This window comes from Oceanobacillus sojae (assembly GCF_007991515.1).
In the GTDB taxonomy this organism is placed as follows: Bacteria; Bacillota; Bacilli; order Bacillales; family Amphibacillaceae; genus Oceanobacillus; species Oceanobacillus sojae.
The window spans coordinates 13,041-35,183 of the sequence record NZ_BJYM01000025.1; the positions used below are offsets into that span (position 1 = coordinate 13,041).

Annotated in this window: 20 protein-coding genes; 8 read left to right on the plus strand and 12 right to left on the minus strand. The window is 39.6% G+C overall.

What is annotated here, in order from left to right:
- Positions 1 to 33 precede the first annotated feature (33 nt).
- From celB to OSO01_RS21295, 3 genes are all read right to left on the minus strand, one after another.
- Complete coding sequence (gene celB / locus OSO01_RS21285; RefSeq protein WP_147212476.1) at positions 34 to 1,335, minus strand: PTS cellobiose transporter subunit IIC; 1,302 nt, start codon at positions 1,333 to 1,335, stop codon at positions 34 to 36.
- Positions 1,336 to 1,377: 42 nt separating this feature from the next.
- Complete coding sequence (locus tag OSO01_RS21290; protein ID WP_147212477.1) at positions 1,378 to 1,683, minus strand: PTS sugar transporter subunit IIB; 306 nt, start codon at positions 1,681 to 1,683, stop codon at positions 1,378 to 1,380.
- A gap of 183 nt (positions 1,684 to 1,866) precedes the next feature.
- Entirely contained in the window at positions 1,867 to 2,826 is a 960-nt protein-coding gene (locus tag OSO01_RS21295) for a LacI family DNA-binding transcriptional regulator (protein WP_147212478.1), read from the minus strand.
- A gap of 122 nt (positions 2,827 to 2,948) precedes the next feature.
- On the opposite strand from OSO01_RS21295, the gene OSO01_RS21300 reads away from it, so the two are divergent.
- From OSO01_RS21300 to OSO01_RS21325, 6 genes are read left to right on the plus strand one after another with little or no spacing between them, the layout of a single operon-like run.
- Complete coding sequence (locus OSO01_RS21300) at positions 2,949 to 3,947, plus strand: TRAP transporter substrate-binding protein (RefSeq protein WP_147212479.1); 999 nt, start codon at positions 2,949 to 2,951, stop codon at positions 3,945 to 3,947.
- A complete protein-coding gene (locus OSO01_RS21305) occupies positions 3,940 to 4,431 on the plus strand; it encodes a TRAP transporter small permease (RefSeq protein ID WP_147212480.1) in 492 nt (163 codons plus the stop codon). The genes OSO01_RS21300 and OSO01_RS21305 overlap by 8 nt, the downstream gene beginning before the upstream one ends.
- Positions 4,428 to 5,723, plus strand: coding sequence for a TRAP transporter large permease (locus tag OSO01_RS21310; RefSeq protein ID WP_147212481.1), 1,296 nt, complete (start codon positions 4,428 to 4,430; stop codon positions 5,721 to 5,723). Before OSO01_RS21305 ends, OSO01_RS21310 begins: the two co-directional genes overlap by 4 nt.
- Positions 5,724 to 5,741: 18 nt before the next feature.
- Positions 5,742 to 7,151, plus strand: a complete 1,410-nt coding sequence (uxaC, locus tag OSO01_RS21315; RefSeq protein ID WP_147212482.1) for a glucuronate isomerase — start codon at positions 5,742 to 5,744, stop codon at positions 7,149 to 7,151.
- Positions 7,151 to 8,179 (plus strand): mannonate dehydratase, encoded by a 1,029-nt coding sequence (locus tag OSO01_RS21320; protein WP_147212483.1) that lies wholly within the window; start codon positions 7,151 to 7,153, stop codon positions 8,177 to 8,179. The genes uxaC and OSO01_RS21320 overlap by 1 nt, the downstream gene beginning before the upstream one ends.
- 3 nt (positions 8,180 to 8,182) lie before the next feature.
- Complete coding sequence (locus OSO01_RS21325; protein WP_147212484.1) at positions 8,183 to 9,004, plus strand: SDR family oxidoreductase; 822 nt, start codon at positions 8,183 to 8,185, stop codon at positions 9,002 to 9,004.
- A gap of 116 nt (positions 9,005 to 9,120) precedes the next feature.
- On the opposite strand, the gene OSO01_RS21330 is transcribed toward OSO01_RS21325, so the two are convergent.
- From OSO01_RS21330 to OSO01_RS21345, 4 genes are all read right to left on the minus strand, one after another.
- Positions 9,121 to 11,220: a glycoside hydrolase family 31 protein gene (locus OSO01_RS21330; protein WP_147212485.1), complete on the minus strand. Its 2,100-nt coding sequence runs from the start codon at positions 11,218 to 11,220 to the stop codon at positions 9,121 to 9,123.
- Positions 11,221 to 11,388: 168 nt separating this feature from the next.
- Entirely contained in the window at positions 11,389 to 12,309 is a 921-nt protein-coding gene (gene hprK / locus OSO01_RS21335) for an HPr(Ser) kinase/phosphatase (RefSeq protein ID WP_147212486.1), read from the minus strand.
- Positions 12,310 to 12,517: 208 nt separating this feature from the next.
- The gene (locus OSO01_RS21340) at positions 12,518 to 13,738 is read right to left on the minus strand and encodes a CNNM domain-containing protein (RefSeq protein WP_147212487.1); all 1,221 of its coding nucleotides are present in this window, start codon (positions 13,736 to 13,738) and stop codon (positions 12,518 to 12,520) included.
- Positions 13,739 to 13,868: 130 nt separating this feature from the next.
- Positions 13,869 to 15,038 (minus strand): TraB/GumN family protein, encoded by a 1,170-nt coding sequence (locus tag OSO01_RS21345; protein ID WP_147212488.1) that lies wholly within the window; start codon positions 15,036 to 15,038, stop codon positions 13,869 to 13,871.
- 249 nt (positions 15,039 to 15,287) lie between these two features.
- Here OSO01_RS21345 and OSO01_RS21350 point away from each other — a divergent pair, with 249 nt between their 5' ends.
- Positions 15,288 to 15,830: a GNAT family N-acetyltransferase gene (locus tag OSO01_RS21350; RefSeq protein WP_147212489.1), complete on the plus strand. Its 543-nt coding sequence runs from the start codon at positions 15,288 to 15,290 to the stop codon at positions 15,828 to 15,830.
- 32 nt (positions 15,831 to 15,862) lie between these two features.
- On the opposite strand, the gene OSO01_RS21355 is transcribed toward OSO01_RS21350, so the two are convergent.
- Together OSO01_RS21355 and OSO01_RS21360 are read right to left on the minus strand one after the other, a co-directional pair.
- Positions 15,863 to 16,183 carry a DUF3889 domain-containing protein gene (locus OSO01_RS21355; RefSeq protein ID WP_246145274.1) on the minus strand — a complete coding sequence of 107 codons (321 nt, stop codon included), beginning with the start codon at positions 16,181 to 16,183 and terminating at the stop codon, positions 15,863 to 15,865.
- Positions 16,184 to 16,368: 185 nt separating this feature from the next.
- Positions 16,369 to 18,084 carry an ABC transporter ATP-binding protein gene (locus tag OSO01_RS21360; protein WP_147212491.1) on the minus strand — a complete coding sequence of 572 codons (1,716 nt, stop codon included), beginning with the start codon at positions 18,082 to 18,084 and terminating at the stop codon, positions 16,369 to 16,371.
- Between the two features lie 289 nt (positions 18,085 to 18,373).
- On the opposite strand from OSO01_RS21360, the gene OSO01_RS21365 reads away from it, so the two are divergent.
- Positions 18,374 to 18,736: a DoxX family protein gene (locus OSO01_RS21365; RefSeq protein WP_246145275.1), complete on the plus strand. Its 363-nt coding sequence runs from the start codon at positions 18,374 to 18,376 to the stop codon at positions 18,734 to 18,736.
- Between the two features lie 263 nt (positions 18,737 to 18,999).
- Here the strand turns inward: OSO01_RS21365 and OSO01_RS21370 are convergent, their stop codons facing one another.
- From OSO01_RS21370 to OSO01_RS21380, 3 genes are all read right to left on the minus strand, one after another.
- Entirely contained in the window at positions 19,000 to 20,217 is a 1,218-nt protein-coding gene (locus tag OSO01_RS21370) for a S1C family serine protease (protein ID WP_147212493.1), read from the minus strand.
- A gap of 189 nt (positions 20,218 to 20,406) precedes the next feature.
- Positions 20,407 to 21,210, minus strand: coding sequence for an MBL fold metallo-hydrolase (locus OSO01_RS21375; protein WP_147212494.1), 804 nt, complete (start codon positions 21,208 to 21,210; stop codon positions 20,407 to 20,409).
- Positions 21,207 to 22,142 (minus strand): two-component system regulatory protein YycI, encoded by a 936-nt coding sequence (locus tag OSO01_RS21380; protein ID WP_186813732.1) that lies wholly within the window; start codon positions 22,140 to 22,142, stop codon positions 21,207 to 21,209. Before OSO01_RS21380 ends, OSO01_RS21375 begins: the two co-directional genes overlap by 4 nt.
- Position 22,143 lies beyond the last annotated feature (1 nt).

Below are 22,143 nucleotides of genomic sequence, written 5' to 3' on the forward strand. Positions count from 1 at the left end.
GTACAAGATTGCTTCTTTGGTGTATCTTTTCGATCAGCTTGCTTTGGTTTCTTCTCCTGATTTTTCTGTTTCATAATAGTTTTTATCGAGAATTTTCAGGAACGGCCACCAAATAATCATCACAACGAAGAGATTAAATGCCTGCAGTACAGCGCCCTGCCATGCATTTCCTGTAGCCAGAAAACCGCTGAGTAATGGCGGTGTTGTCCATGGCACGATAATCCCCGCAGGTTTTGGAACGAGCCCCGTCGACATGCTTACATACGTAATGACAGTTACCACCACTGGTGCAATAAGCCATGGAATAAGCACTAAGGGATTCATAATAATTGGAAGCCCGAAAATAATTGGCTCATTCACATTAAAAACGCCTGGCGGGCCGCCTAATTTCCCAATTTCTTTTAATTGTCTGCTTCGCCCGATAAGTATAATCAAAATAATGACAGCTAAAGTCATTCCCGAACCGCCCATTCCGACAAGAAAGGAATCAATAAATTGCTTGGTAATTATGTTAGGTAATTCTGCTCCAGCTTGAAAGGCAGATAAATTCTGTTCATTCAGGCTGTACCAGATAGGATCAAAAACAGAGTTTACGATAATTTGTCCATGCAATCCAAAGAACCAGAATACTTGGATAAGCAATACTGCAATAATTGTCGCCGGTAATCCGCTTCCCAATTGGGTCAACGGTTCCTGAACAACTGTGTAAATAAAGTTTTGGACCGTCTCAAATGGTGTAAAGCTCATCAGAATGCGCACGAGAAGAAAAACAGAAAGTGTGAACGCAATCGGCAGTAACGCACTAAATGACTTGGACACTGCTCCCGGTACACCGGCAGGCATTTTTATCATCCAATTCTTTTGGACAAAAAAACGATATAATTCCGCAGAAATAAAAGCAGTGAATATCCCTAAGAACATCCCTTGAGCTCCCAATGCTGATGCAGGGATCACCCCGGCTACTCCCTCCAGCACCTGGGGAGTTAAAATAATAAATGCAGCAACTGCCACTACACCGCCATAAATCGCCTCTCCTTTGTAGTGCTCAATTAATTTATAACCGATACCAATAATGACAAACAGTCCCATAATACTTAACGTTGATGCTGAAGCAGGCCCCAGAGCCTCCTGATACCGAGCGAACGCATTCTCACTCATCACAGAATCCAGGAACGGGAAGTTGGCGATAACCACAAAGATCGAACCAAATATAATTAATGGCAGCGCAACCATAAAACCATCTCTTAACGCGGATAAATAACGGTTATTATTTAATTTATCCGCAATTGGGAGCAGTATATTCTCTAGCATCTGCATAAATTTACTATTTTCCATCCGAATAAACCTCCTTTGTATTCAAAACATTTTTCCGCCCTATCAGGAAAATAAAGACAATGCTTTCTCTAATACAGCTGCTCCATCCACTCTCCCATATGCTACAGGATCAATCACGTCGACAGGGATGCCTTCCTCAGCGGCAGCTTTTTCAAATTTCTTTTTTAAGAATCGCATTTGCGGACCAATTAACAGAACGTCTGCCTTTCCCAATTCCGTAAAAGCTTTATCCTGTGCCACTGCCCAGATTTTTACATCTATTCCCTTTGCAGATGCCGCTTCTTCCATTTTTGATACTAGCAGGCTTGTTGACATTCCCGATGAACAAGCTAATAAAATGTGCTTCATTGTTATTCCCCTCCTTGAGTTTATCTTGTTTTTCTCTACATTCATTGTATTAAATAAGCGCTTACATTAAAATCGATTATTTTTCCGCTGCTTAACGGAAATGGTTATAAAATGAAATTTTTCCTTACTGACTCATCCCGCAAGCAATAAAATGCTTTCCCAATGTGAACGGGAAAGCATTTTCTACTTTTTCTCATGATACTGTAGGCTCGGATAAAGATCGATAATTTCAGATGTGTTCTTACGTTCTGCTTCTATATTTCTAATAAGATGCTTCACTAAACCTTCAGCAATTTGTTCGGCTGGTACACCGACGGAATAAATCGGCATCTCGATGGACTTAAATTGCTTGATATTATCGTAGGCAATAATGGTTTTCCGGGATTCCAGTCCATCGATATGATGTAAAGCTCCCATCGTAATATCATAACTCCCGCAAATAATACCGTCATGCAGTGTCTCCGTTTTTAAAAATTCTTTGACAGCCTGCTTTGTTGCCGTTTCGGTTAACCCGCCGGAATCAATGAGACGATAGTTTATCTGCTTCTCCCTGCAGTAATTTTCAATGGTTTCTTTCTTCACAATCTGCCGGATATCCTTTGTATGCAGCTCACCGATATAATCAATACTTTGATGCCCTTTTTCAATCAACAGGTCTACAGCCTGCTTCATGGCCCAATTATGATGGACGTTAATAATTGGATAAGGTAACTTCCGGGCAACCCCATAAGCAATGACAGGAATATTATTCGTGATTTTCTCTGGCAAGGTAGTAGCCTCTCCCTCATCAAAAACAATAACGCCATCAAAGCGTAATTCTAAAAACTTACTCGCTGCTGTAATTGGATTATCAATAGAGACAGCCATAAAGTATCCAGCCTGCTTTAATGCCTCATTTACCTGCGTTGCCAACGTTGTTATCGCTACTCTATCCACTGCCGGCCAAATCAAACCAATTGTATGACTCTTGTTTGATACGAGCGATCGGGCAGAGTTATTTGGAATATAATTCATCTCTTCTGCTTTTTCTTTAATTTTTCTTTTGGTTGCTTCTGTGACGAGCGGAGAATCCTTCAACGCCTTGCTCACTGTGGAATAACTCACCCCGCACTCGGTCGCAATATCCTTTAAAGTTACAGCCATTTGTTTACTCCTTAAAAATTATCTATTGATTTCTTCTTGATATAATTATATCATAAGGAATAGGAAGTTTGATTTTTTTTATACCCGAATAACAACGTTGTTATTTTAAGAGGAGGATAAATATGCGTATTTTTTTATTATGCATTGTAAGCGTTTTAACTTTATTGACAGGTTGCGCACAGGCGGATAGTTCAGGGGATACCAAGGAATTTGTTCTTGCTCATAACCAGCCTACCAACCATCCAATTCATGAATCACTGCTTGATTTCCAGAGGCTTTTAGATGAAAAATCAGATGGAAAGCTAAAGCTTAAAATTTATGCAAATGGACAGCTTGGCAGTGAACGGGAGGTTATTGAAATGACCCAGACCAACGCAGTACAGTTTACGAAAGTATCTGCAAGTGCATTAGAAAGTTTTTCAGAATCTTACTCTCTGTTTAGTATGCCATATCTATTTGATTCTCAGGAACAGTATCGTGATGTCATGAAAATGCCGGAAATTCAGGATGCTTTCTACAATAAAACAGAAGACAATGGATTTATCGGCATTACTTATTATGATGCAGGTGTACGGAATATGTATACCAAGGATCGAATGCTGGAAACCAATGAAGATATGCATGGCATAAAAACACGTGTTCAACCAAGTAAAACAAGTGTTCAAATGATTGAAGCGCTTGGTGGTACACCGACACCGATGGGATTTGGTGAAGTTTATACTGCTTTGCAGTCCGGGTTATTAGATGCAGCAGAAAATAATGAGTCTGCTCTGACTGATAATAAGCATGGTGAGGTTGCCAAGCATTATTTCTATACGGAGCACGCGATGGTTCCTGATATTTTAATTATGAATGTGGAAGCTTATAACCAGTTATCGGACGAGGAGCAGCAATGGGTTCGGGAAGCAGCAGAAGAATCCTCCGTTCTGCATGAGCCGCGTTGGGATGAGCGTATGCTGGAAGCTCGTGAAATTGCTGAGGATGAAATGGGAGTTACCTTCCACGAGATTGATAAAAGCAGCTTTATGGAAGCTGTAAAGCCATTACAGGATTCCTTCCAGGAAAATGAAGCTACGAAAGAACAATATGACTTAATTATGGGAGAGAAAGAGAATGAGTAATATTAAAAAGTATATTGATAAATGTCTTCTCGTCTTAACAGGAATTTTAATTGCTGTCATGTCCGTTCTATCTGTTTGGCAGGTTATCGCACGGTATATTCTTAACACACCCAGCACAGTCAGTGAAGAAGTCATCCGCATGCTTTTAATCTGGTTTGCTTTAACAAGCGCTGCGTATGTATTCGGCCAGCAAAAGCATATTGCAATTGTGTTTATCAAAGAAAAGCTGGCTCCGAAGGCACAGCTGGCGCTTCACCGTCTATCGAATGTTATTTTATTACTTGTTGCTGTTGTTCTTATGATTTGGGGAGGGATTCAGGTTATCAGTCTTACCTTGACCCAAACTGCTCCTTCTACAGGCATATCCATGGCATGGATGTATGGAGCCCTTCCAATTTCAGGACTCTTTATTATATTTTATGCTATCTATAACTTAGCAGTCGGGGATATGACATCATCTGAGGAAGGAAGTGAACAGCTATGACATTAATTGCAGGACTGGTACTATTTATTTCGTTTCTTGTAATGCTTATTTTGAGTATTCCGATTGCGATATCGATTATTTTAAGCTCCCTTTTGACAATGCTTTTGATTCTGCCCTTTGATGTAACTGTTGTTACTGCTGCACAAAGAATGGTTACAGGAATTGATAATTTTACAATGCTGTCCATTCCACTTTTTGTACTTGCGGGGATCTTGATGAATAATGGCGGGATTGCTTTCCGGCTGGTCAATTTCGCAAAGGTGTTAGTTGGAAAATTGCCTGGTTCCTTAGCTCATACAAACATTGTTGGGAACATGCTTTTCGGTTCTATTTCTGGATCAAGTGTAGCTGCCGCTGCCGCTATGGGTCGTATCATGACTCCTTTACAAGTAAAGCAAGGCTATCGGAAGGATTATTCTGCTGCTGCAAATATTGCTTCGGCACCGGCAGGGTTATTAATCCCGCCGAGTTCTTTATTAATCGTATACTCATTAGTTAGTGGCGGAACATCTATTGCAGCTTTATTTATGGCAGGATATATTCCAGGTATTTTATGGGGTATTACAGGAATGATTGTGGCTTATGTCTTAGCGAAAAAGCATAACTACCCTATATCTGAGAAAATCAGCTGGAAGGATCGTTTCTTTCTTATTCTGGATGCTATCCCAAGCTTGTTGCTGATTATTGTTGTTATTGGCGGTATTGTTGGAGGAATCTTCACTGCAACAGAAGGAGCTGCAGTTGCTGTTTTATACGCTTTTATTCTGTCTCTTATCTATAAGAGCTTTAAAATCGCTGATATCCCAACGATTATCAAAGAAACAGTTGAAATTACAGGTATGATTCTTTTATTGATTACCGCTTCCGCTCTATTCTCATTAGTAATGAGCTTTACAGGTCTGCCGGAAGCCATTTCAAATGGAATTCTATCACTGACAGAGAATCCGATTCTCTTATTACTTTTAATGAATCTTATTTTATTGCTTATCGGAACATTTATGGATATAACACCAGCAGTACTCATTTTCACACCAATTTTCCTGCCGATTGCAACATCTATTGGCTTAGATCCTGTTCATTTCGGTATCGTTATTGCATTCAACCTGTGTATCGGTAACATTACACCTCCTGTAGGAAGTGCATTATTTGTCGGAGCTAGTGTTGCCAATGTTAAAATTGAAAGTGTCATTAAGACACTTGTCCCTTATTTCATAGCGTTGATAGTGATGCTGCTCGCAATTACATTTATTCCGCAATTATCACTATTCTTACCGAATTTATTTGGACTATAAAGCAAGGAGAGTATATTTATGACACTCATTAATGAAAACTTTTTATTAACAACAACGAAAGCAAAAGAGCTCTATCAAGCTGTTAAAGATATTCCGATATATGATTTCCACTGCCACTTAAGCCCGCAGGAAATCTATGAGGATAAAAACTATGCCACAATTACGGATTTATGGCTCGGGCATGATCATTATAAATGGCGCCTGATGCGGGCTTACGGTATTGATGAAGCCCTGATTACCGGAGATGGCGACAGCTTTGAGAAATTTAAAGCGTTTATCGGTATGCTTCCAAAAGCCATCATGAATCCGATGTATCATTGGTGCTATTTGGAGCTTGCCCGTTACTTCAATCATTATGAAGGTGTACAGCATAGCGATGCCGGAGAGCTTTATAAGAAATTAAATGAAAAGCTCGGACAGCCAGATATGTCTCCGAGAAGTATCTTGCGGAAAAGCAATGTACAAGTAATATGCACCACAGATGATCCTTGCGATGACTTATACTATCATCAGCAGCTGGCAGCAGATAAATCCTTTGATATAGAGGTCCGTCCAACTTTTCGTCCGGACTTCTATGTTAGCCTGAAGCAGGAAACCATAGAGACCGCAATTCAGAAATTGCAGACAGCAACCGGTTCAGAAATTAATAGTTTATCTGATTATCTCGGTGCTCTTGAAAACAGAGTAGATTACTTTAACAAACATGGTGCAAAAAGCGCTGATCAAAGCTTTGCTCAAGTAGTATTAACAGGATTATCTGAAGAAGCAGCTGCAGCATACTTTACTAATTTAAAAAATGGAAAAGCACTTGATAACCGGGAAACACGCGAACTGGCTGGCTGGCTGTTGTCCCGCCTAGCAAAATCATATAAAAAATATGGCTGGGTCATGCAGCTGCATCTCGGACCGCTTCGAAATAATAACACGCTTCAATATGAGAAAATTGGTGCGGATGCAGGCTTTGACAGTCTTGGAAATTCGCTGAATGCAGAAGAATTGAATCAATTATTAGATTATCTGCATCAAAAAGACTGCTTGACCAACACCATTATTTACCCGCATAATGCCAATGATCATTCCATGGTACAGGCTGCTGCCGGTAATTTCACTTCAAAAGACGTGAAGGTACAGCTTGGTGCTGCCTGGTGGTATAATGACACGAAAGACGGGATGCTTCAGCATTTAATAGACTATGCAAACATCAGCCTGCTGTCAGAATTTGCAGGGATGCTTACTGATTCTCGAAGCCTGTTATCCTATTCCCGGCATGAATACTTCCGGCGTATTCTCTGCCAGCTTATCGGGTCTCTTGTGGAAAAGGGAGAAATTGAAGATGACCCGGTATTGCTGGAAGGTATTTTAAAGGATATCTGCTTTAACAATGCAGCACGCTTATTTAAAGTTGAAAATATTAAGGAGGTTTACTGATGCAATTGTCGTTTAGATGGTATGGAGATACCGATCCTGTTACCTTAGACAAAATAAAACAGATTCCCGATATGAAGAACATCGTTTCTGCAATTTATGATGTTCCCGTCGGTGAGGTTTGGCCAAAAGAGCGGATTGAAGGCTTAAAGGCTTCGATAGAAAAGGAAGGACTCTCTCTGGCTGTGATTGAGAGTCTGCCTGTTCACGAATCTATCAAACTTGGTGAAGCTGATCGGGATAACTATATTGCCAATTACAAAGAATCTTTGAAGAATCTTGCTGAAGCAGGAATCAAAACTGTCTGCTATAATTTTATGCCGGTTTTTGACTGGACAAGAACAGATTTAGAGCATGAATTAGAGGATGGCTCTACTGCTTTATTATATGATCATGATTTTATTAAAGAAATTGATCCTGTTACGACAAACTTGAATTTGCCCGGCTGGGATGAAAGTTATACAAAAGAAGATATGGCAGCTCTGATTGAAAAGTACCGCCAGATGACGGATGAAGATTTATGGGATAACTTGACCTATTTCTTAAATGAAGTATTGCCGGTTGCTATTGAGCATGATGTTGACCTGACAATTCATCCAGATGACCCACCTTGGTCTATCTTTGGGATTCCTCGTATCATTAAAGGAAGAGAAAGCTATCAGCGGCTGATTTCCATTAATGATGCAAAAAATAACGGAATCTGCTTCTGTACCGGTTCTCTTGGCTGCTTAGAAGAAAATAATCTTCCTGCACTTATTCGTGAATTTGGGGAACACATTCATTTTGTTCATATGCGGAATATTAAGCGGCTAGAAAACCATTCTTTTGTAGAGACAGCACACCTGTCTAAACTGGGATCGGTTGATATGAAAGAAGTTACGCGTGCATTAAAGGATATTGATTACACAGGAACCATTCGCCCAGATCATGGCAGAATGATTTGGGGCGAAACAGGAAGAGCGGGCTACGGCCTCTTTGACCGTGCATTAGGTGCAGCCTATATTAATGGCCTGATTGAAGGAGTCGAATAAGCTATGAAGTTATCATTTGAAGGACGGAATATTGTTATTACCGGAGCAAGTGGTGTGATTGGCAGTACTTTTGTGAAAGCTCTTGTTCAAGAAGGAGCGCATGTCGGCTTGATCGGCCGCAGCCGAGAAAAGCTTGAGAAGTTGATGGGAGAGGTAGACACGAAGAGCACACACACGATTGCTTTAGAAGCCGATGTGTTAGATAAAGCTTCTCTTGAAAAAGCAAAGCAGGCCTTTAACGCAAAGTTCGGAACAGTGAACGCGTTGATTAACTGTGCCGGAGGAAATCATCCTGATGCGACAACTGATGATGAGCACTATGAGAAGGATATCAAGAAAAACTTGTTCGGATTAAGTGAGGAAGGTGTGGAAAGTGTCTTTCGTTTAAATTACACTGGAACCTTCCTCCCTATCCAGGTATTTGGATCAGATTTAACAGAGGGCGAAGGAAATTCAATTGTTAACATTTCCTCTATGAATGCTTTTCAGCCTTTAACAAAAATACCGGCATATAGTGGTGCCAAGGCAGCAATCAGTAATTTCACACAATGGCTCAGTACTTACTTTGAAGGGAAAGTTCGTGTTAATGCCATCGCACCAGGGTTCTTTGAAACAGCACAGAATAAAGGTCTTTTACGTAATGACGATGGCTCTTATTCCGAGCGTGCAGAGAAAATTTTAGGGCAAACACCGATGAAACGTTTTGGTGACCCGGAAGATTTAGTCGGAACATTGCTATGGCTGCTTGATCCAAACGCAAGCCGATTTGTTACTGGAATTGTAGTACCTGTTGATGGAGGATTTTCTTCGTATTCAGGAGTGTAAAAATAAAGGGAGAGGACGTTAATTTAGCGTTCTCCCTTTTTAATTTAGTAATAAAGCTGATTCCCAAAAAAACCATCTGTATTCCAGTAAATAATACAGATGGTTTTTCCAGTTTATTAAAATGTCTTTGTTTCTACCTCTGTCAGCTCATCATTATACATCGGCAGGGAAGCTCCTTTTTTAACAAAGAAAGGAATATTAGCAAGCGAAACATCCAATGTAATCGTTCTTCCCCCTTCGTAAACATCGCCAGTATAATAATCGACCCAGCCTTCCGGATTTTTCGGCAGGTAGATTTGCCGTTCTGTTTGTCCCTTTTCTACAACAGGGCAGACAAGCAGTTTATCCCCCAGCATAAAATCATCACTATCTTTATACGTTTTCTCATCCTCTTCAAAAGCATAGAATGTCGGAAGAATAATTGGCTCATAATTATCGTGAGAATTTTCTACCAGACTTTGAATATAAGGATTCAGACGTTCATGAAGATGCATTGCTTCCTTCACTTCCTCCAGCACCTCTTCATGCATCCACGCCTCGTTTACAGACCCATCATCATTCCATGAATGAATAGAGAATCTAGGATAAAATACACCGCATTGCACCCATCTCAAAAACAATTCAGGATCTGGCTTTGGTCCCGAAAAGCCGCCGATATCATGCCCAAAATTATAAATACCGGATAAGCTCAATCCAAGCGCTATTTTATTATTAAACTTCAGTGTATGCCAGCTTGTCCTATTATCTCCTGTCCAAGTCTGTACATACTTGGACATCCCCGCACAGCCTGAACGGCTGATAATATAAGGGTGCTCCTCTGTATTGTATGCAAGCTGCACCTCCCGGGATGCCTTCATCATCAAGAGTGGCATGATGGCACGATAATCCTGGAAGTTTCCGCCTTTTCCAAATCCATGCACCTGCGCTTTTTGATCCCAAATTTCAAACTCGTTATTATCATTCCATGTGCAATTAATATGATTATCTAACAGCTTGGTTTTAATCTGATGCTTCCACCAGTTGATTGTATCTGGATTGGTAAAGTCTAAATAATATCCTTCATCATCCCAGAACTGAACCAGCAAAGGCTTTCCGTGTTCATCTTTAATAAACCCGTCAAACGCTAAAACCTCATCAAGCAAAGGATGGTTCAGCATAAGTGATGGTTTAATATTTGCTACAATTTCTACACCTTCATCAGTAAAATGCTTTCCAAATGCTTTGGGATCCGGGAACTTATCATAATTCCAGTTAAACACATAGCGTTTCCCGTCAATGGAAGTATAGCCGGAAGAAAGATGGAAAGAGCGCACTTTTATATCATGACGGTTACATTGCTCCAGAAACCCATTTAGTAACTCTTGTGAATCCGGCAAATCTGTATACTGCATCGTAGAGCCAGAATAGGAAATCGCCCATGCCGGCATTTTAGCCGGTCTTCCTGTCAGCCAGCTGAATCGCTTTGTTACATCCTTGATTTGCGGTCCGGCGATCACATAATAATCTAAGAAATTACTATTTGTCTCATAATAGCGGTAATAACCATGATAATTATCCAACTCCTGGCCAAAATCAAAAACCGAGTTCTGGTAATCATCATAGAAAATTCCGATAGATTGACGAATTTCCGGCTTATAAGTGATATAAAACGGAATATGCTTGTATAACGGATCTGTTGTTTCCGCATTATATCCCATTGCATCAATATTATTCATCCGAAATCTTCTTCCATGTCTATCAGCAGCACCGGCTTTCTCTCCTAACCCGAAATACATCTCTTCTAAACCACGTTCAAGATAGTGGCATGTAGGCTGATTGGCACTAATATGATGCTGGTAGCTCTGCGTCTTGCGGTCTGTCATCACCTGTTCAAAGGATCCATCAGCATTTTTTTGAAACCAAGTTAAATAGAATCCTTCCTTTTGAATATCTAATTTTAATTCTTCTGTTGTAATGGTAATCGACTCATCCGACTCTGAAAAGCTGTATTCTGGCAAAGAGAACGGTTTCATATTTTGACGTGAAAGTCCTTCAAATGGCAATTCCGTATCTCCTGGCGTAATTGTCCAGGTTGGAAAGCTGATTTCTTCTTCCGTACTTACTCTTACATTAATAATCGACGGCTCCAGCACACGAATATGCGTATATATTGACTGCTCCTGATTATGCAAAATAATCTGATTCTCTTTATGAGCGGTTACATCAAACCTTTTCATTCTATTCCTCCTAAAATAACAACGTTGTTATTTATAATATGACATAATTTTAGAGAAAAAGAAAGGGATAATACTTTCTTTCCAGAAAAAACATCTTCTTTTCATCCATAAAAATAAAGAGAGAGAAGAATCTTTTTTCTCCCCTCCCTTTTATTCGAAAGGAAACAATCAATCGTCTCCTTCCTCCCATTGCACGCGCTGCATAAATTCTGCCGAAGCTTTATAGCCCTGCTGCTGCAGGTACCAGTTATTTGCAGCTGCTTCTACTAACCCAGCTACATCCCGCCCTGGCTGGAGCTGAATTTCGATTCTTGGAATTTTCACACCCATGTATTCCTCATGATCTGTTTTTAACTCCAAATCATTATTGAGTGCATCCTTCTCCCACTTTGTCAGTTCAATATCCAGAGAAATACGTGATTCGTCCTGGAATGCCTTTCTGCCGTACATACGGACAACATTTAAGAGACCGACGCTGCGAAGAGCAAGAAATTCCCGGTTAATATCATTATGTGTCCCGAGAATTGTCTGATGGCTCACTTTTTTCAATATAACAATGTCGTCGGAAACAAGACGATGACCCCGGCCAATTAAGGTATGCGCCAGCTCACTCTTCCCTACACCGGACTCCCCGCGGATTAAAACACCAATGCCGGAGACATTCAGACATACACCATGAACGGCAATTTCTGTTGCCAGCTGACGTGTTAAATAATTATCTACTTTGGCGATAAAATCAACTGCCGTATCCGCTGTGCGCAGAAGAGGAATGTTCTCCTCCTGACAGAATTTAGTTAAATAAGTAAGCCCCTCTTGATTTGAAGTAACAATAAAGCATGGAGGATGATAACTCACCACATGGTCTATCCGTTCCTTCCGTTCTTCAATATTCTGCTGCTTCAAAAAGTTAATTTCTTTTTTCCCTAAAATCTGCACACGCTCCATCGGGAAAAAATCAAAATAACCAATAAACTCCAAACCTGGGCGATGTGTCCTGGCCTTTTTGATGGTACGATCTAATTTTTCTCCTCCAGCCAGCACTTCTAATTGAAATTCTTTTACTAAGTCATTTACACTGATAGATTTCAAAGCTCCGCACTCCTCTCTACCCTGCTAGTTTCCCTATATTATAACGAATTATAGGATAAAGAGACAGGCTCATGTAGGAAAAATCGCTATTTTGCGCATTTTATACCGTCAAATTTTGGACACGATAAAAATATGCTTGAATTTTTTCACTTCATTAACAAAAAGGAGCAGGAAAGCTGTGCGAGATCATATCACCTTTCTACACACTCTATTTAATAATTTGAACACGTTTAATATAGCGTCCATCTACTTCTAAGATGCAAAAGGTTAAATTCTCGCGTTCAAGAACATCTCCTTCTTCCGGGAAGGTAGTGAAATTTCTCAATATATATGCTGCAAGTACATCATCTTCTTCTGGGATATCCGTATCAAATGTATTGTTTAACTGATGCAGCGTAATCTTCCCATCACAGATAATTTCCGTTTCTGTCTGTTTTTCAATCAAAGCATCCTCTTCTATGTCTGTCTCATCTTCAATTTCCTGTCCAATCATCACTTCAATAATATCCTCTTGTGTTACAATACCTTCTGTACCGCCATATTCATCCAAAACAATGGCCATATGCTTTTTTTCCTCCAGCATTTTATGAAATACCCATTCGGTATTATTAAATTCATACACACGAAGCGGATCCATATCACTATAATTTGCCAGCGTTTTTTCTTTGTCATCGCTCCAGGCAATTAAGTATTTGGAATGAAAAACCCCGACAATATCATCGACATCCTCTCCAAAAACCGGATATCGTGTAAACGGACTGGAAAGAACTAATTCTTTGACCTCCTGGTAGCTTGCTTCATGCTCCAGACCGACAATTTCGACACGGGGGGTTTTAAGAACATCCTTTACATTCAAATGATAAAAATCAAATACACCTCGAATCCGTGATGACTCCTCTTTTTGAAAAGCTCCTTCTGAGTCTGCAATATCAACAATTGCCCGCAGTTCTTCCTTGGAAACAGATTCAGCCTGTACTTCTCCTTTGGATAGTGCATTGGTAATCAAGCTTGTCAATCCATTTAATAAAAAGGTGACTGGTTTAAGGATAAATACAACCGCCTGGATAATTGGGTATACGATAAATGAAATACGGTTTGGAAAACTGGCTGCCACAGATTTTGGCAAAACCTCTGAGAATACAATAATGGTGACTGTAATAACAGCTGAAGCAATACCTATGTTCCAACCATAGTCTATTGCAATGATTGTAACCAGTGTAGGAAGGATAATATTTGCAATATTATTTCCAATTAAAATAGCTGTAATAAATTCACTGGGCTTAGAAATAAGATGAAGAATTTTTTCTGCTTTTTTATTTCCATCGTTTGCCTTTGCCTGCAACTTAACTTTGTTTGCCGCAGTTAAGGCTGTTTCACTTCCTGAAAAGAAAAAAGAGACAAATAATAAGAAAATGATCGCAATGATCACGAGTAAATTCCTCCTAAATAAGATAAAGTTTTTAGTGTGCTGATAATGCTTTCTAAGTAGAGATAAAAAGATAGCTTTCCTCGATTTGAAAACTATCTTTTCTATACTTGTCGGGTCTTAAAATTTATATTTATAATAAATTCTGAATGAACACCCGGATAACATCCGCTCCGCCGATAAGTGTTCCTAAGGAGCTTCCAATATTGGCAAATACGACAACAAGCAGAATGCGTGTTACTTTGTTATTCCAGAAGCCTTTTACAGAATGCACATCATCTGCTAATGAATCAAAATCTCCTACATTTGGCCGCTTAATATAAGCCTGAACGAATCCTGCAAACCACCCGGCTGCAAGTAATGGATTCAGCGAAGTAAATGGCGCTGCGACAAATGCTGTTAAAGCAGCTAATGGATGCGCCAACGCTACAAATGCTCCGATAGCTGAGAGCGAGCCATTCCATAGCACCCAGCTGATTGTTTGTTGCCAGCCTGCGGACGGGTTCATCATAAATGTATAAGCAATAACCCCAATAATTAGAATAGGGATTGTCCATCCGATTACTTTCGGCCACTTTGATTTTGGCGGGCGCTCCCGCAGCTTTTCTAAATCCTGTTCTTTTTCAATTTCTTTTGTAATACCTGGAACATGCGCAGCGCCAAGTATAGCTACAACCTTCTCACCCGGAGCTTCTTTAATTTTTTGTGATAAATACTGGTCCCGTTCATCAATTAATGGCTTCTTTAAGTCTGGAAAATGCTCGGTAAACTCCTGAAGCATCGCATTAATCGTATCCTGCTGCTTCATTTTTTCTAATTCTTCTTCAGAAATTTCCTCTCTGCTGAAAATACTTCCAAATACCTGCATTAGCAGCATTGCCTTTCCTTTAAAGCTGATGTTTCCCCAAATTCTTGAGAATGTAATTTGAATATCCCGATCAGCTAAAACAAGCTCTGCACCTGTTTCTTCTGCAGATTCTATACCTTGTATCATTTCTTCTCCCGGGCGAATGCCGAATTGCTTAGCCATCCGCTTCTGAAAGGAAGAAACCGCCAAGTTCATTAATAGCATCACTGCTTTTTTATCCCGGATGACTTGAAAGATATCTGTGTTTTTCCATTTATTATTATCCTTCACAGATTGAAAACGCTGGGCGTCCAGCTCAATACATACAGAATCTGGATGCTCTCTTTCAATGACTTCCTTAACCTGCTCCGCACTATTTTTCGAAACATGGGCTGTCCCAATTAAAATATATTCTTTCCCATTTAAATGGATTCTTGTGATATTCTCCTCACTCATGTACCATCCTTCTTCCTGCTATGATAAAATCCAAAGCATTGTTCCTTTTTAAAGTTTGTATAACCTATTGTAATACATTTTCAACAAATAATTAAACATCAGCTCACAAATAACGTATGATATAGGAAGTAAGATAATAAAATGATTAAAAGTGCATGTTCAAAAAGCTGTCAGAGGAAGTCTTACAGGTTCATGTGAAATGCCTTTTTGAACATCCTCTAAAAAAGACACAAATATGGAGGATTACTTATGTTTCACTATCAAATAAATGAAGATTTGGTGATACGGCAGCTGCAAATGTCCGATGCGAATGCCTTATTTAGAACGGTAGAAAAATCCAGAGGCGAACTTCGTGAATGGCTTCCCTGGATTGAAACGACAAAAAAACCGGCGGATTGCTTAGCCTTTATTGATTTATGTCTTCAGGGCGCCCAGCGCAGACAGTCGCTCAATCTTGGTATTTTTAATCAGGATAAGCTTATTGGCTGTGTGAATTATAATTTTATTGATTGGCAAAATGGCAGCACCTCCATTGGTTACTGGTTAGATCCCGACTATCAAGGAAAGGGTGTTATGACAGCAGCTGTTCAAGTGTTGATTGATTATGCTTTTTACACATTACAGCTAAATCGGGTTGAAATCCGGGCAGCAACACATAATAAAAAAAGCAGAGCCATTCCAGAACGGCTCCGTTTTCAAAAAGAGGGCATTATCCGGCAGGGAGAATGGTTATACGATCATTATGAAGATTTAGTTGTTTATGGGCTCTTGGCAAGAGAATGGACACATTAATACTTTAAAATACAACAATTTTTGACACTGCTTTATTTCTGCGTTTCTCTCATTTTCACTTCAATAATTTCTTTTGTACTGGTTTTAAAATAAATATCAATAATCACGCCAAATTCTTTTTCCTTACCGACCAGCCATAGCTTAAATGTTTCGACAGTTTGTTCTCCTTCTGTTTGTCTGCCTACATGCAAATAATCTACAATTTTATCTTGAGGATATTTCGCCTTGACTTCTTTCATGGCAACCTGTCCCCATTCTGCATATTCCGGTTCTTCTGCATTCACCCATGTCCCGATCAGCAAAGGAATGATAATAATACCGGCAAAAATAAGCGCTCGATACATTCGGTTCATCATGCCACCTCCTAATTAACATTAGCTTTTGTTATTTTTATGTTTTTATGCTAATCAGATGCTCGCATTTATTTCCCGGGAAATGGGCGCACTGCTTTTCTGTAAATAGTTATCCACAAGGCAATAACTCTATAATTTCTTGCAACGCTAAAAAAACAGGCTGTGCTTTACCACAGCCTGTTCGATTATTTCATCTGCACCCCATGCAGGTGAGCAAAGATACCTTTTTTCTGTAAGAGTTCCTCATGTGTTCCTTCTTCTTCAATGCCTTTTTTCGTCACAACCATAATGCGATCTGCCTCTTTAATTGTCGCAAGACGGTGGGCAATAACAAGTGTAGTACGGTCGGCTGCAAGCTCGTTCAATGCTTTTTGAATGATCATCTCTGTTTCTGTATCAAGTGCAGAGGTGGCTTCATCCAAAATTAGGATTGGTGGATTTTTCAAGAACATACGCGCAATCGCTATACGCTGTTTTTGACCTCCTGACAGCTTCAGTCCCCGCTCTCCGACCTGTGTTTCGTAACCGTCTGGAAGCTCATTGATAAAATCTTCCATATGTGCACGTTTGGCCGCAAGCTCTATTTCCTCATTCGTTGCTTCTAAATTACCATAAGCAATATTCTCACGCAGCGTTCCAGTAAATAGAAATACATCCTGCTGAACAACACCTATATTGCTGCGGAGGGATTCCTTTGTCATATCCCGGATATCCATTCCATCAATCGTAATCGATCCCTCATTCACATCATAAAATCTTGGGATTAACGCAGAGATAGTGGTTTTCCCTGCCCCAGATGGTCCGACAAAAGCAACTGTTTCTCCTGGATTAATATGAAAGCTGATATCATTTAGAACAGGTTTTTTCGTTTTATCATAGCTGAAGCCGACTTGATTAAATCGGATATCTCCTTTTAAATCACTGACTACTGTGGCATCCGGCTTGTCCTCGACGTCCGGATTCACTGCCATCATATCTGAAAAACGTTTGAAGCCTGCCATTCCTTTTGGATACAGCTCCAAGAGTGCTGTAATTTTATTAATCGGTGTTGTTAATACATTTACAAACAAGATAAAACTGACTAATTCTCCATAGCTGAGACGATCCGTATAAGTGAACCAGGCACCTACTACAAGTACAAGCAGTGTCATTAAACGCATAAGCAGGAAAATATTCGAATGAACAATTCCCATTATTTTATACGCTCCTACCTTCACAAGGCGGAACTTTTCATTATTCTCCTGGAAGCGTTCCTTCTCAAATTCTTCATTTGTAAAGGATTGTACAACGCGCACACCTGAAACAGCGTCTTCTATCCTCGCATTAACTCCCGCAATATTTGCATACATTTTCCTCCATGCCTTATTCATGCGAATGTTTCCAAACGTAATAAGGAAAATCAATAGAGGTACAGTAATAAGAACAATAAGTGCTAAAACTGGATTAATAGTGAACATAATAAAGAATGCACCCATAAATGTCATAATCGAGATAAAGAAATCCTCTGGACCATGATGAGCCAGCTCTCCTAAATCGAATAAATCGTTGGTAATACGGCTCATAATATGACCTGTTTTCGTATTATCAAAGAAACGAAAAGATTGTCTCTGTACCTGATAGAATAAATCCCGGCGCATGTCTGTTTCTATATTAATACCGAGCTTATGCCCTAAATAGGAAACAACATATTGCAAGTAAGTACTGATAATATAAATAATCAACAGCAATACAGAGGTGACAACAATAGCATTCCAGTCCTGACCAGGCAACAGCTGATCGATAAACCACTGAACAGCTACCGGAAATGCCAATTCAAGCAGTGCTACAACTACTGCAGCTGAGAAATCTATAATAAATAACCGCTTATGTGGTTTATAATATGAAAAAAATTGACGCAGCATTCTTATCTCCCTTTCTTTTGTTTTTTTATAATGGTAAGCACATATTAATGAATTATATATTTAATCTCTTATGAAAACAATATACTTAACTTCATATTCGAATAAAAAACGCAGGCCACAGCCGATTTTAAAATGCAGAGACTTACTCGAAATCTTAATTTGCAGTCTAATTTAGCTGCCCTTGAATAAGAATAAAATTCCGCTAAAATGATACTTTTCCAATGTACTGAGAAAGTTTGTCCCAGTCCGTGCATACCATTAAAAAAGGGGGGCGTTTCACGTGAAACCAATGAAGCTTATTTGCTATCTGGTGGGGTTTGTTTTTCTCGTTTCCGGACTGATGAAATTTATAGACCTGTCGATGGTCAGCAGTTTTGAACAGATGGGGGTGCCTTTATCTAATTATGTTTATTTTTTTATAGCTCTTTTCGAAGTGATGGCGGGGATGCTATTAATCGGCAGAATATTTATCCACATATCCATTATTCCGCTTATCTTTATTATGCTTGGTGCACTCTTTTTTACAAAGGTGCCTGTTCTGACTGGCGATGGAGTATTCGCATTTCTCTTTGCATCGCGATTAGATATTACGTTACTTATATTGCTCATCCTCCTTTGGACACAACGCAAGGAAAAAGAAGCCTTTACTTAACTTTCCCACAACCAGATTGTGGACAACATCTGTGTAATTCTAAAAACCTGTATATATCCTATGGATAAACCAACTTTATCCACAATTATATCCACATATGCACAAATGTTCGCCGTTATCTTGTATAGGAACATGTTTTCCACACTAAATATAGAAAAAAGAATAATATTTATCCACCGTTTGTGCATAATTCTTTATTTCTGTGGATAATTAACAAACACAAAAAGAATGGATGATTCTTCTTTTCATCCATTCTTCTCTCATTATTCTTGAACCTCCAGCACAATCTCCGTTTGATTAAGCTCCCCGTCCCGATAATAGTCTACTTTTATATGATCTCCAACGTCTTTCTGCTCATAAAGGATTTTTCGCAAATCAATCGTGTTATACACAGGCTCGCCATCTAACGCTACAATGACATCATATTGTTCAATACCTGCTTTATCCGCTGGAGATGCGTTTTCCACACTCCATACATATACACCGCCATCTACTTCTAATGGCAGCTGCAAAGTATTTCTCCATTCATACTGAGGCAGCTCCTCAATTGAATAAATCTCTACACCTAAAAATGGACGGACGACTTCACCATGCTCCTCCAGCTCCTGCATAACAGGAAGAGCACTATCAATTGGAATCGCAAATCCTATCCCCTCTACTGCTTCTTCATTAATTTTCATGGAATTAATCCCAATTAATTGTCCATATAAGTTAATCAGTGCTCCGCCACTATTTCCCGGATTAATCGCTGCATCTGTCTGAACAACTTCTGCCTGCCAGTCAGGCTGCCCATCAAAATTAAAATCCATTGGAATTGTGCGCTCTGTTCCACTGATTACTCCTTGGGTAACTGTGCTCGATAAGTATGCTCCTAACGGGTTTCCAATAGCAATCGCGGGCTCTCCCACTTTTAAATTTGCTGAAGAGCCTACTTCCATTGCCTTATCTTTATTTCCACTCTCCATTTTAAGTACTGCTAAGTCTGTAAATAAATCACTTCCAATAATATCTGCTTCCATATGTGTATCATCATACATAATAACTTCCACTGCATCTGCATCTTCAATAACATGGTGGTTTGTTACAATATACGTTTCACCATTCTCTACTTTATAAATAACACCTGACCCAGTCCCTGCTTCAATACCATCTGCACCGGCTCCCCATGAAACATTCTGCTGAATATTGGTAATGCCGACTACAGCCGGGGTTACTTGTTCAATAATATCTGTCAGCTGCGTGGAGACATCTACCTGCATTGGCTGACCTGCTGAATCATCATTGCTACCGGAAGTCTCATTGTTTTCTTCTTCAGCAAGATTTGCCTGCTCAGTTTTCTCATTATTAAGAAAATCAGGGTTAATAAGCATCACAAGTATTCCACCAATGATAATACCTAATAATAGCGGGACAAGCCATTTATTTTTATTGCCTGGCGGCTGTGGTGGCTGTGGCTGATCCGGTTGATCATTATATTCCATATATCCTTCTCCTTATCAATTTATCTACCTAAGTATTCCCAAAATTCCTTTAGTACTAAACCCATAATTCCTACTTCTTTATTAAATAAAAAGGACTGCATTGGGCGGCTAATTTCAGTTTATGCATAAATGAAATTTTTATCCCAATACAGGCCTCTGTACCTTTTCCTTTGAGAAATTCTATCCCGTTCAGACACGCTCCGTTACAGTACTGACCTCGTAAAGCGGTGTTGGTGCTTCGGGGTCTGTATCATGCAGTTCTAATTCAATTCCCCGTTCAGCTAGAATCTGATTGACAGACATGCGCGCCAGATCCTTCATATTATTGTCTAAGCTAAGGTGAGCTAAATAAATCCGCTTGGTGCGGTTAGAGATAATATCCGCCAGAGCGAGGCCGGAATCTTCATTTGAAACGTGCCCGGAGTCTCCCAGAATACGTCGTTTTACATTCCATGGATAACGCCCCATCCGCAGCATCTCTACATCATGATTCGCCTCAAATATATAAGCATCTGCATCTTCGACAGTTTTCTTAATCCGTTCAGATACGTAGCCTAAATCTGTAACCAGTGCAACCTTTTGCCCGTTACTGCGAAAGGTATAAAACATTGGCTCTGCAGCATCATGAGATACACCAAAGGATTCGACTTCTATATCACCAAAGCTCCGGATCGAATCCATATCGAATTGAAACTTTTGGTCAATTGTCAGTTTGCCAAGGGAATTATCCATTGCCTGCCATGTTTTCTCATTTGCATAGATAGGCAGATTATACTTTCGGGCAAAGATACCCAGACCTTTAATATGGTCACTATGCTCATGTGTTACAAGAATTCCGTCAAGACGTGACGGATCAACATCAATCTCCCCAAAAAGTCCATCCATCTTTTTTCCGCTTAAGCCAGCGTCTACCAACAGGCGCTGCTGTTCTGATTCTATATAAAATGCGTTGCCTGTGCTCCCTGATGCAAGCACACTAAAACGTAAGGTCATTCTGACTCACTCCTAAAAGGCTCAATCTTATTCTCTATGACAGAAATAAGGTTATCAGCTAGAGAATCATCCTCATCCGCCATTAAATAGAGTTTTCTTAAATAATTATCCTCTAGCATTTTCACAAGATAATCTTTATAATTGCCGGAATACGTAGAGGATTCGGCTGCATTAACAAAATAATCACGCTCATCATCTACAGTTATTTTATAGGTCGGTGCGAATACTTGCGTTCCCTCTTCCGCTTCCGCAATTCTTGAGTAATAGCCATAGCTGACATCTGTTATATCATCTTCTGCATTTAAATAACGACTTTGAAGCAAGGAACTAATAGCAATCTTAGGAGTATTTAAGGTTGGGCTTCCCTGTGTATCGGTCTCCCCTAACATGGTTTGTGTATAATGTGTAATTTCATTATTATCATTAACATAAAAAGTAAGCATTGCATGTCGATTTAAGTAAATTGGATGCCCTTCCTTATTTTGAAAGAAAACAATAATATTTAAATCATCGTCCCATGCTCCAAAGGAAAAGTCGGATGCGTCTAGAATATAAGGGCTGACCAGACTGGAAAGCGTTTCTTCATCCGCATTGTCAGGAATCTTTAATGGAGAAGAAAACTCTACTATTAATAATTTACTGTCCAGGGTCTTCTCGGCCTTGATATCCTTGTTATCATTTAAATTACTGATTTCCGATCCTGTAAATTTCTTTTGTGCGGAGGAAATATAACTCAGTTCCGGGACCTCAAAATCAACATCAGCAGAAATAGTAATGTTTTCCTCTCTCAGCTCTTCGTCCAGGTCCATATTACTCGTATCCAGCTCTGGAATATTCATTTCATCCTGTTTGCTGATAAATTGATATAGTAAATATCCATTCAGGACAAGGAAGCTGAGGATAAACAGTGTTTTAATATGTGACCATCGCATC

Coding starts and splice junctions, on each gene's coding strand:
- celB (WP_147212476.1), bottom strand. CDS start 1,335: ATGGAAAATAGTAAATTTATGCAGATGCTAGAGAATATACTGCTCCCA.
- OSO01_RS21290 (WP_147212477.1), bottom strand. CDS start 1,683: ATGAAGCACATTTTATTAGCTTGTTCATCGGGAATGTCAACAAGCCTG.
- OSO01_RS21295 (WP_147212478.1), bottom strand. CDS start 2,826: ATGGCTGTAACTTTAAAGGATATTGCGACCGAGTGCGGGGTGAGTTAT.
- OSO01_RS21300 (WP_147212479.1), top strand. CDS start 2,949: ATGCGTATTTTTTTATTATGCATTGTAAGCGTTTTAACTTTATTGACA.
- OSO01_RS21305 (WP_147212480.1), top strand. CDS start 3,940: ATGAGTAATATTAAAAAGTATATTGATAAATGTCTTCTCGTCTTAACA.
- OSO01_RS21310 (WP_147212481.1), top strand. CDS start 4,428: ATGACATTAATTGCAGGACTGGTACTATTTATTTCGTTTCTTGTAATG.
- uxaC (WP_147212482.1), top strand. CDS start 5,742: ATGACACTCATTAATGAAAACTTTTTATTAACAACAACGAAAGCAAAA.
- OSO01_RS21320 (WP_147212483.1), top strand. CDS start 7,151: ATGCAATTGTCGTTTAGATGGTATGGAGATACCGATCCTGTTACCTTA.
- OSO01_RS21325 (WP_147212484.1), top strand. CDS start 8,183: ATGAAGTTATCATTTGAAGGACGGAATATTGTTATTACCGGAGCAAGT.
- OSO01_RS21330 (WP_147212485.1), bottom strand. CDS start 11,220: ATGAAAAGGTTTGATGTAACCGCTCATAAAGAGAATCAGATTATTTTG.
- OSO01_RS21345 (WP_147212488.1), bottom strand. CDS start 15,038: ATGAGTGAGGAGAATATCACAAGAATCCATTTAAATGGGAAAGAATAT.
- OSO01_RS21350 (WP_147212489.1), top strand. CDS start 15,288: ATGTTTCACTATCAAATAAATGAAGATTTGGTGATACGGCAGCTGCAA.
- OSO01_RS21355 (WP_246145274.1), bottom strand. CDS start 16,183: ATGAACCGAATGTATCGAGCGCTTATTTTTGCCGGTATTATTATCATT.
- OSO01_RS21360 (WP_147212491.1), bottom strand. CDS start 18,084: ATGCTGCGTCAATTTTTTTCATATTATAAACCACATAAGCGGTTATTT.
- OSO01_RS21365 (WP_246145275.1), top strand. CDS start 18,374: ATGAAGCTTATTTGCTATCTGGTGGGGTTTGTTTTTCTCGTTTCCGGA.
- OSO01_RS21370 (WP_147212493.1), bottom strand. CDS start 20,217: ATGGAATATAATGATCAACCGGATCAGCCACAGCCACCACAGCCGCCA.
- OSO01_RS21375 (WP_147212494.1), bottom strand. CDS start 21,210: ATGACCTTACGTTTTAGTGTGCTTGCATCAGGGAGCACAGGCAACGCA.
- OSO01_RS21380 (WP_186813732.1), bottom strand. CDS start 22,142: ATGCGATGGTCACATATTAAAACACTGTTTATCCTCAGCTTCCTTGTC.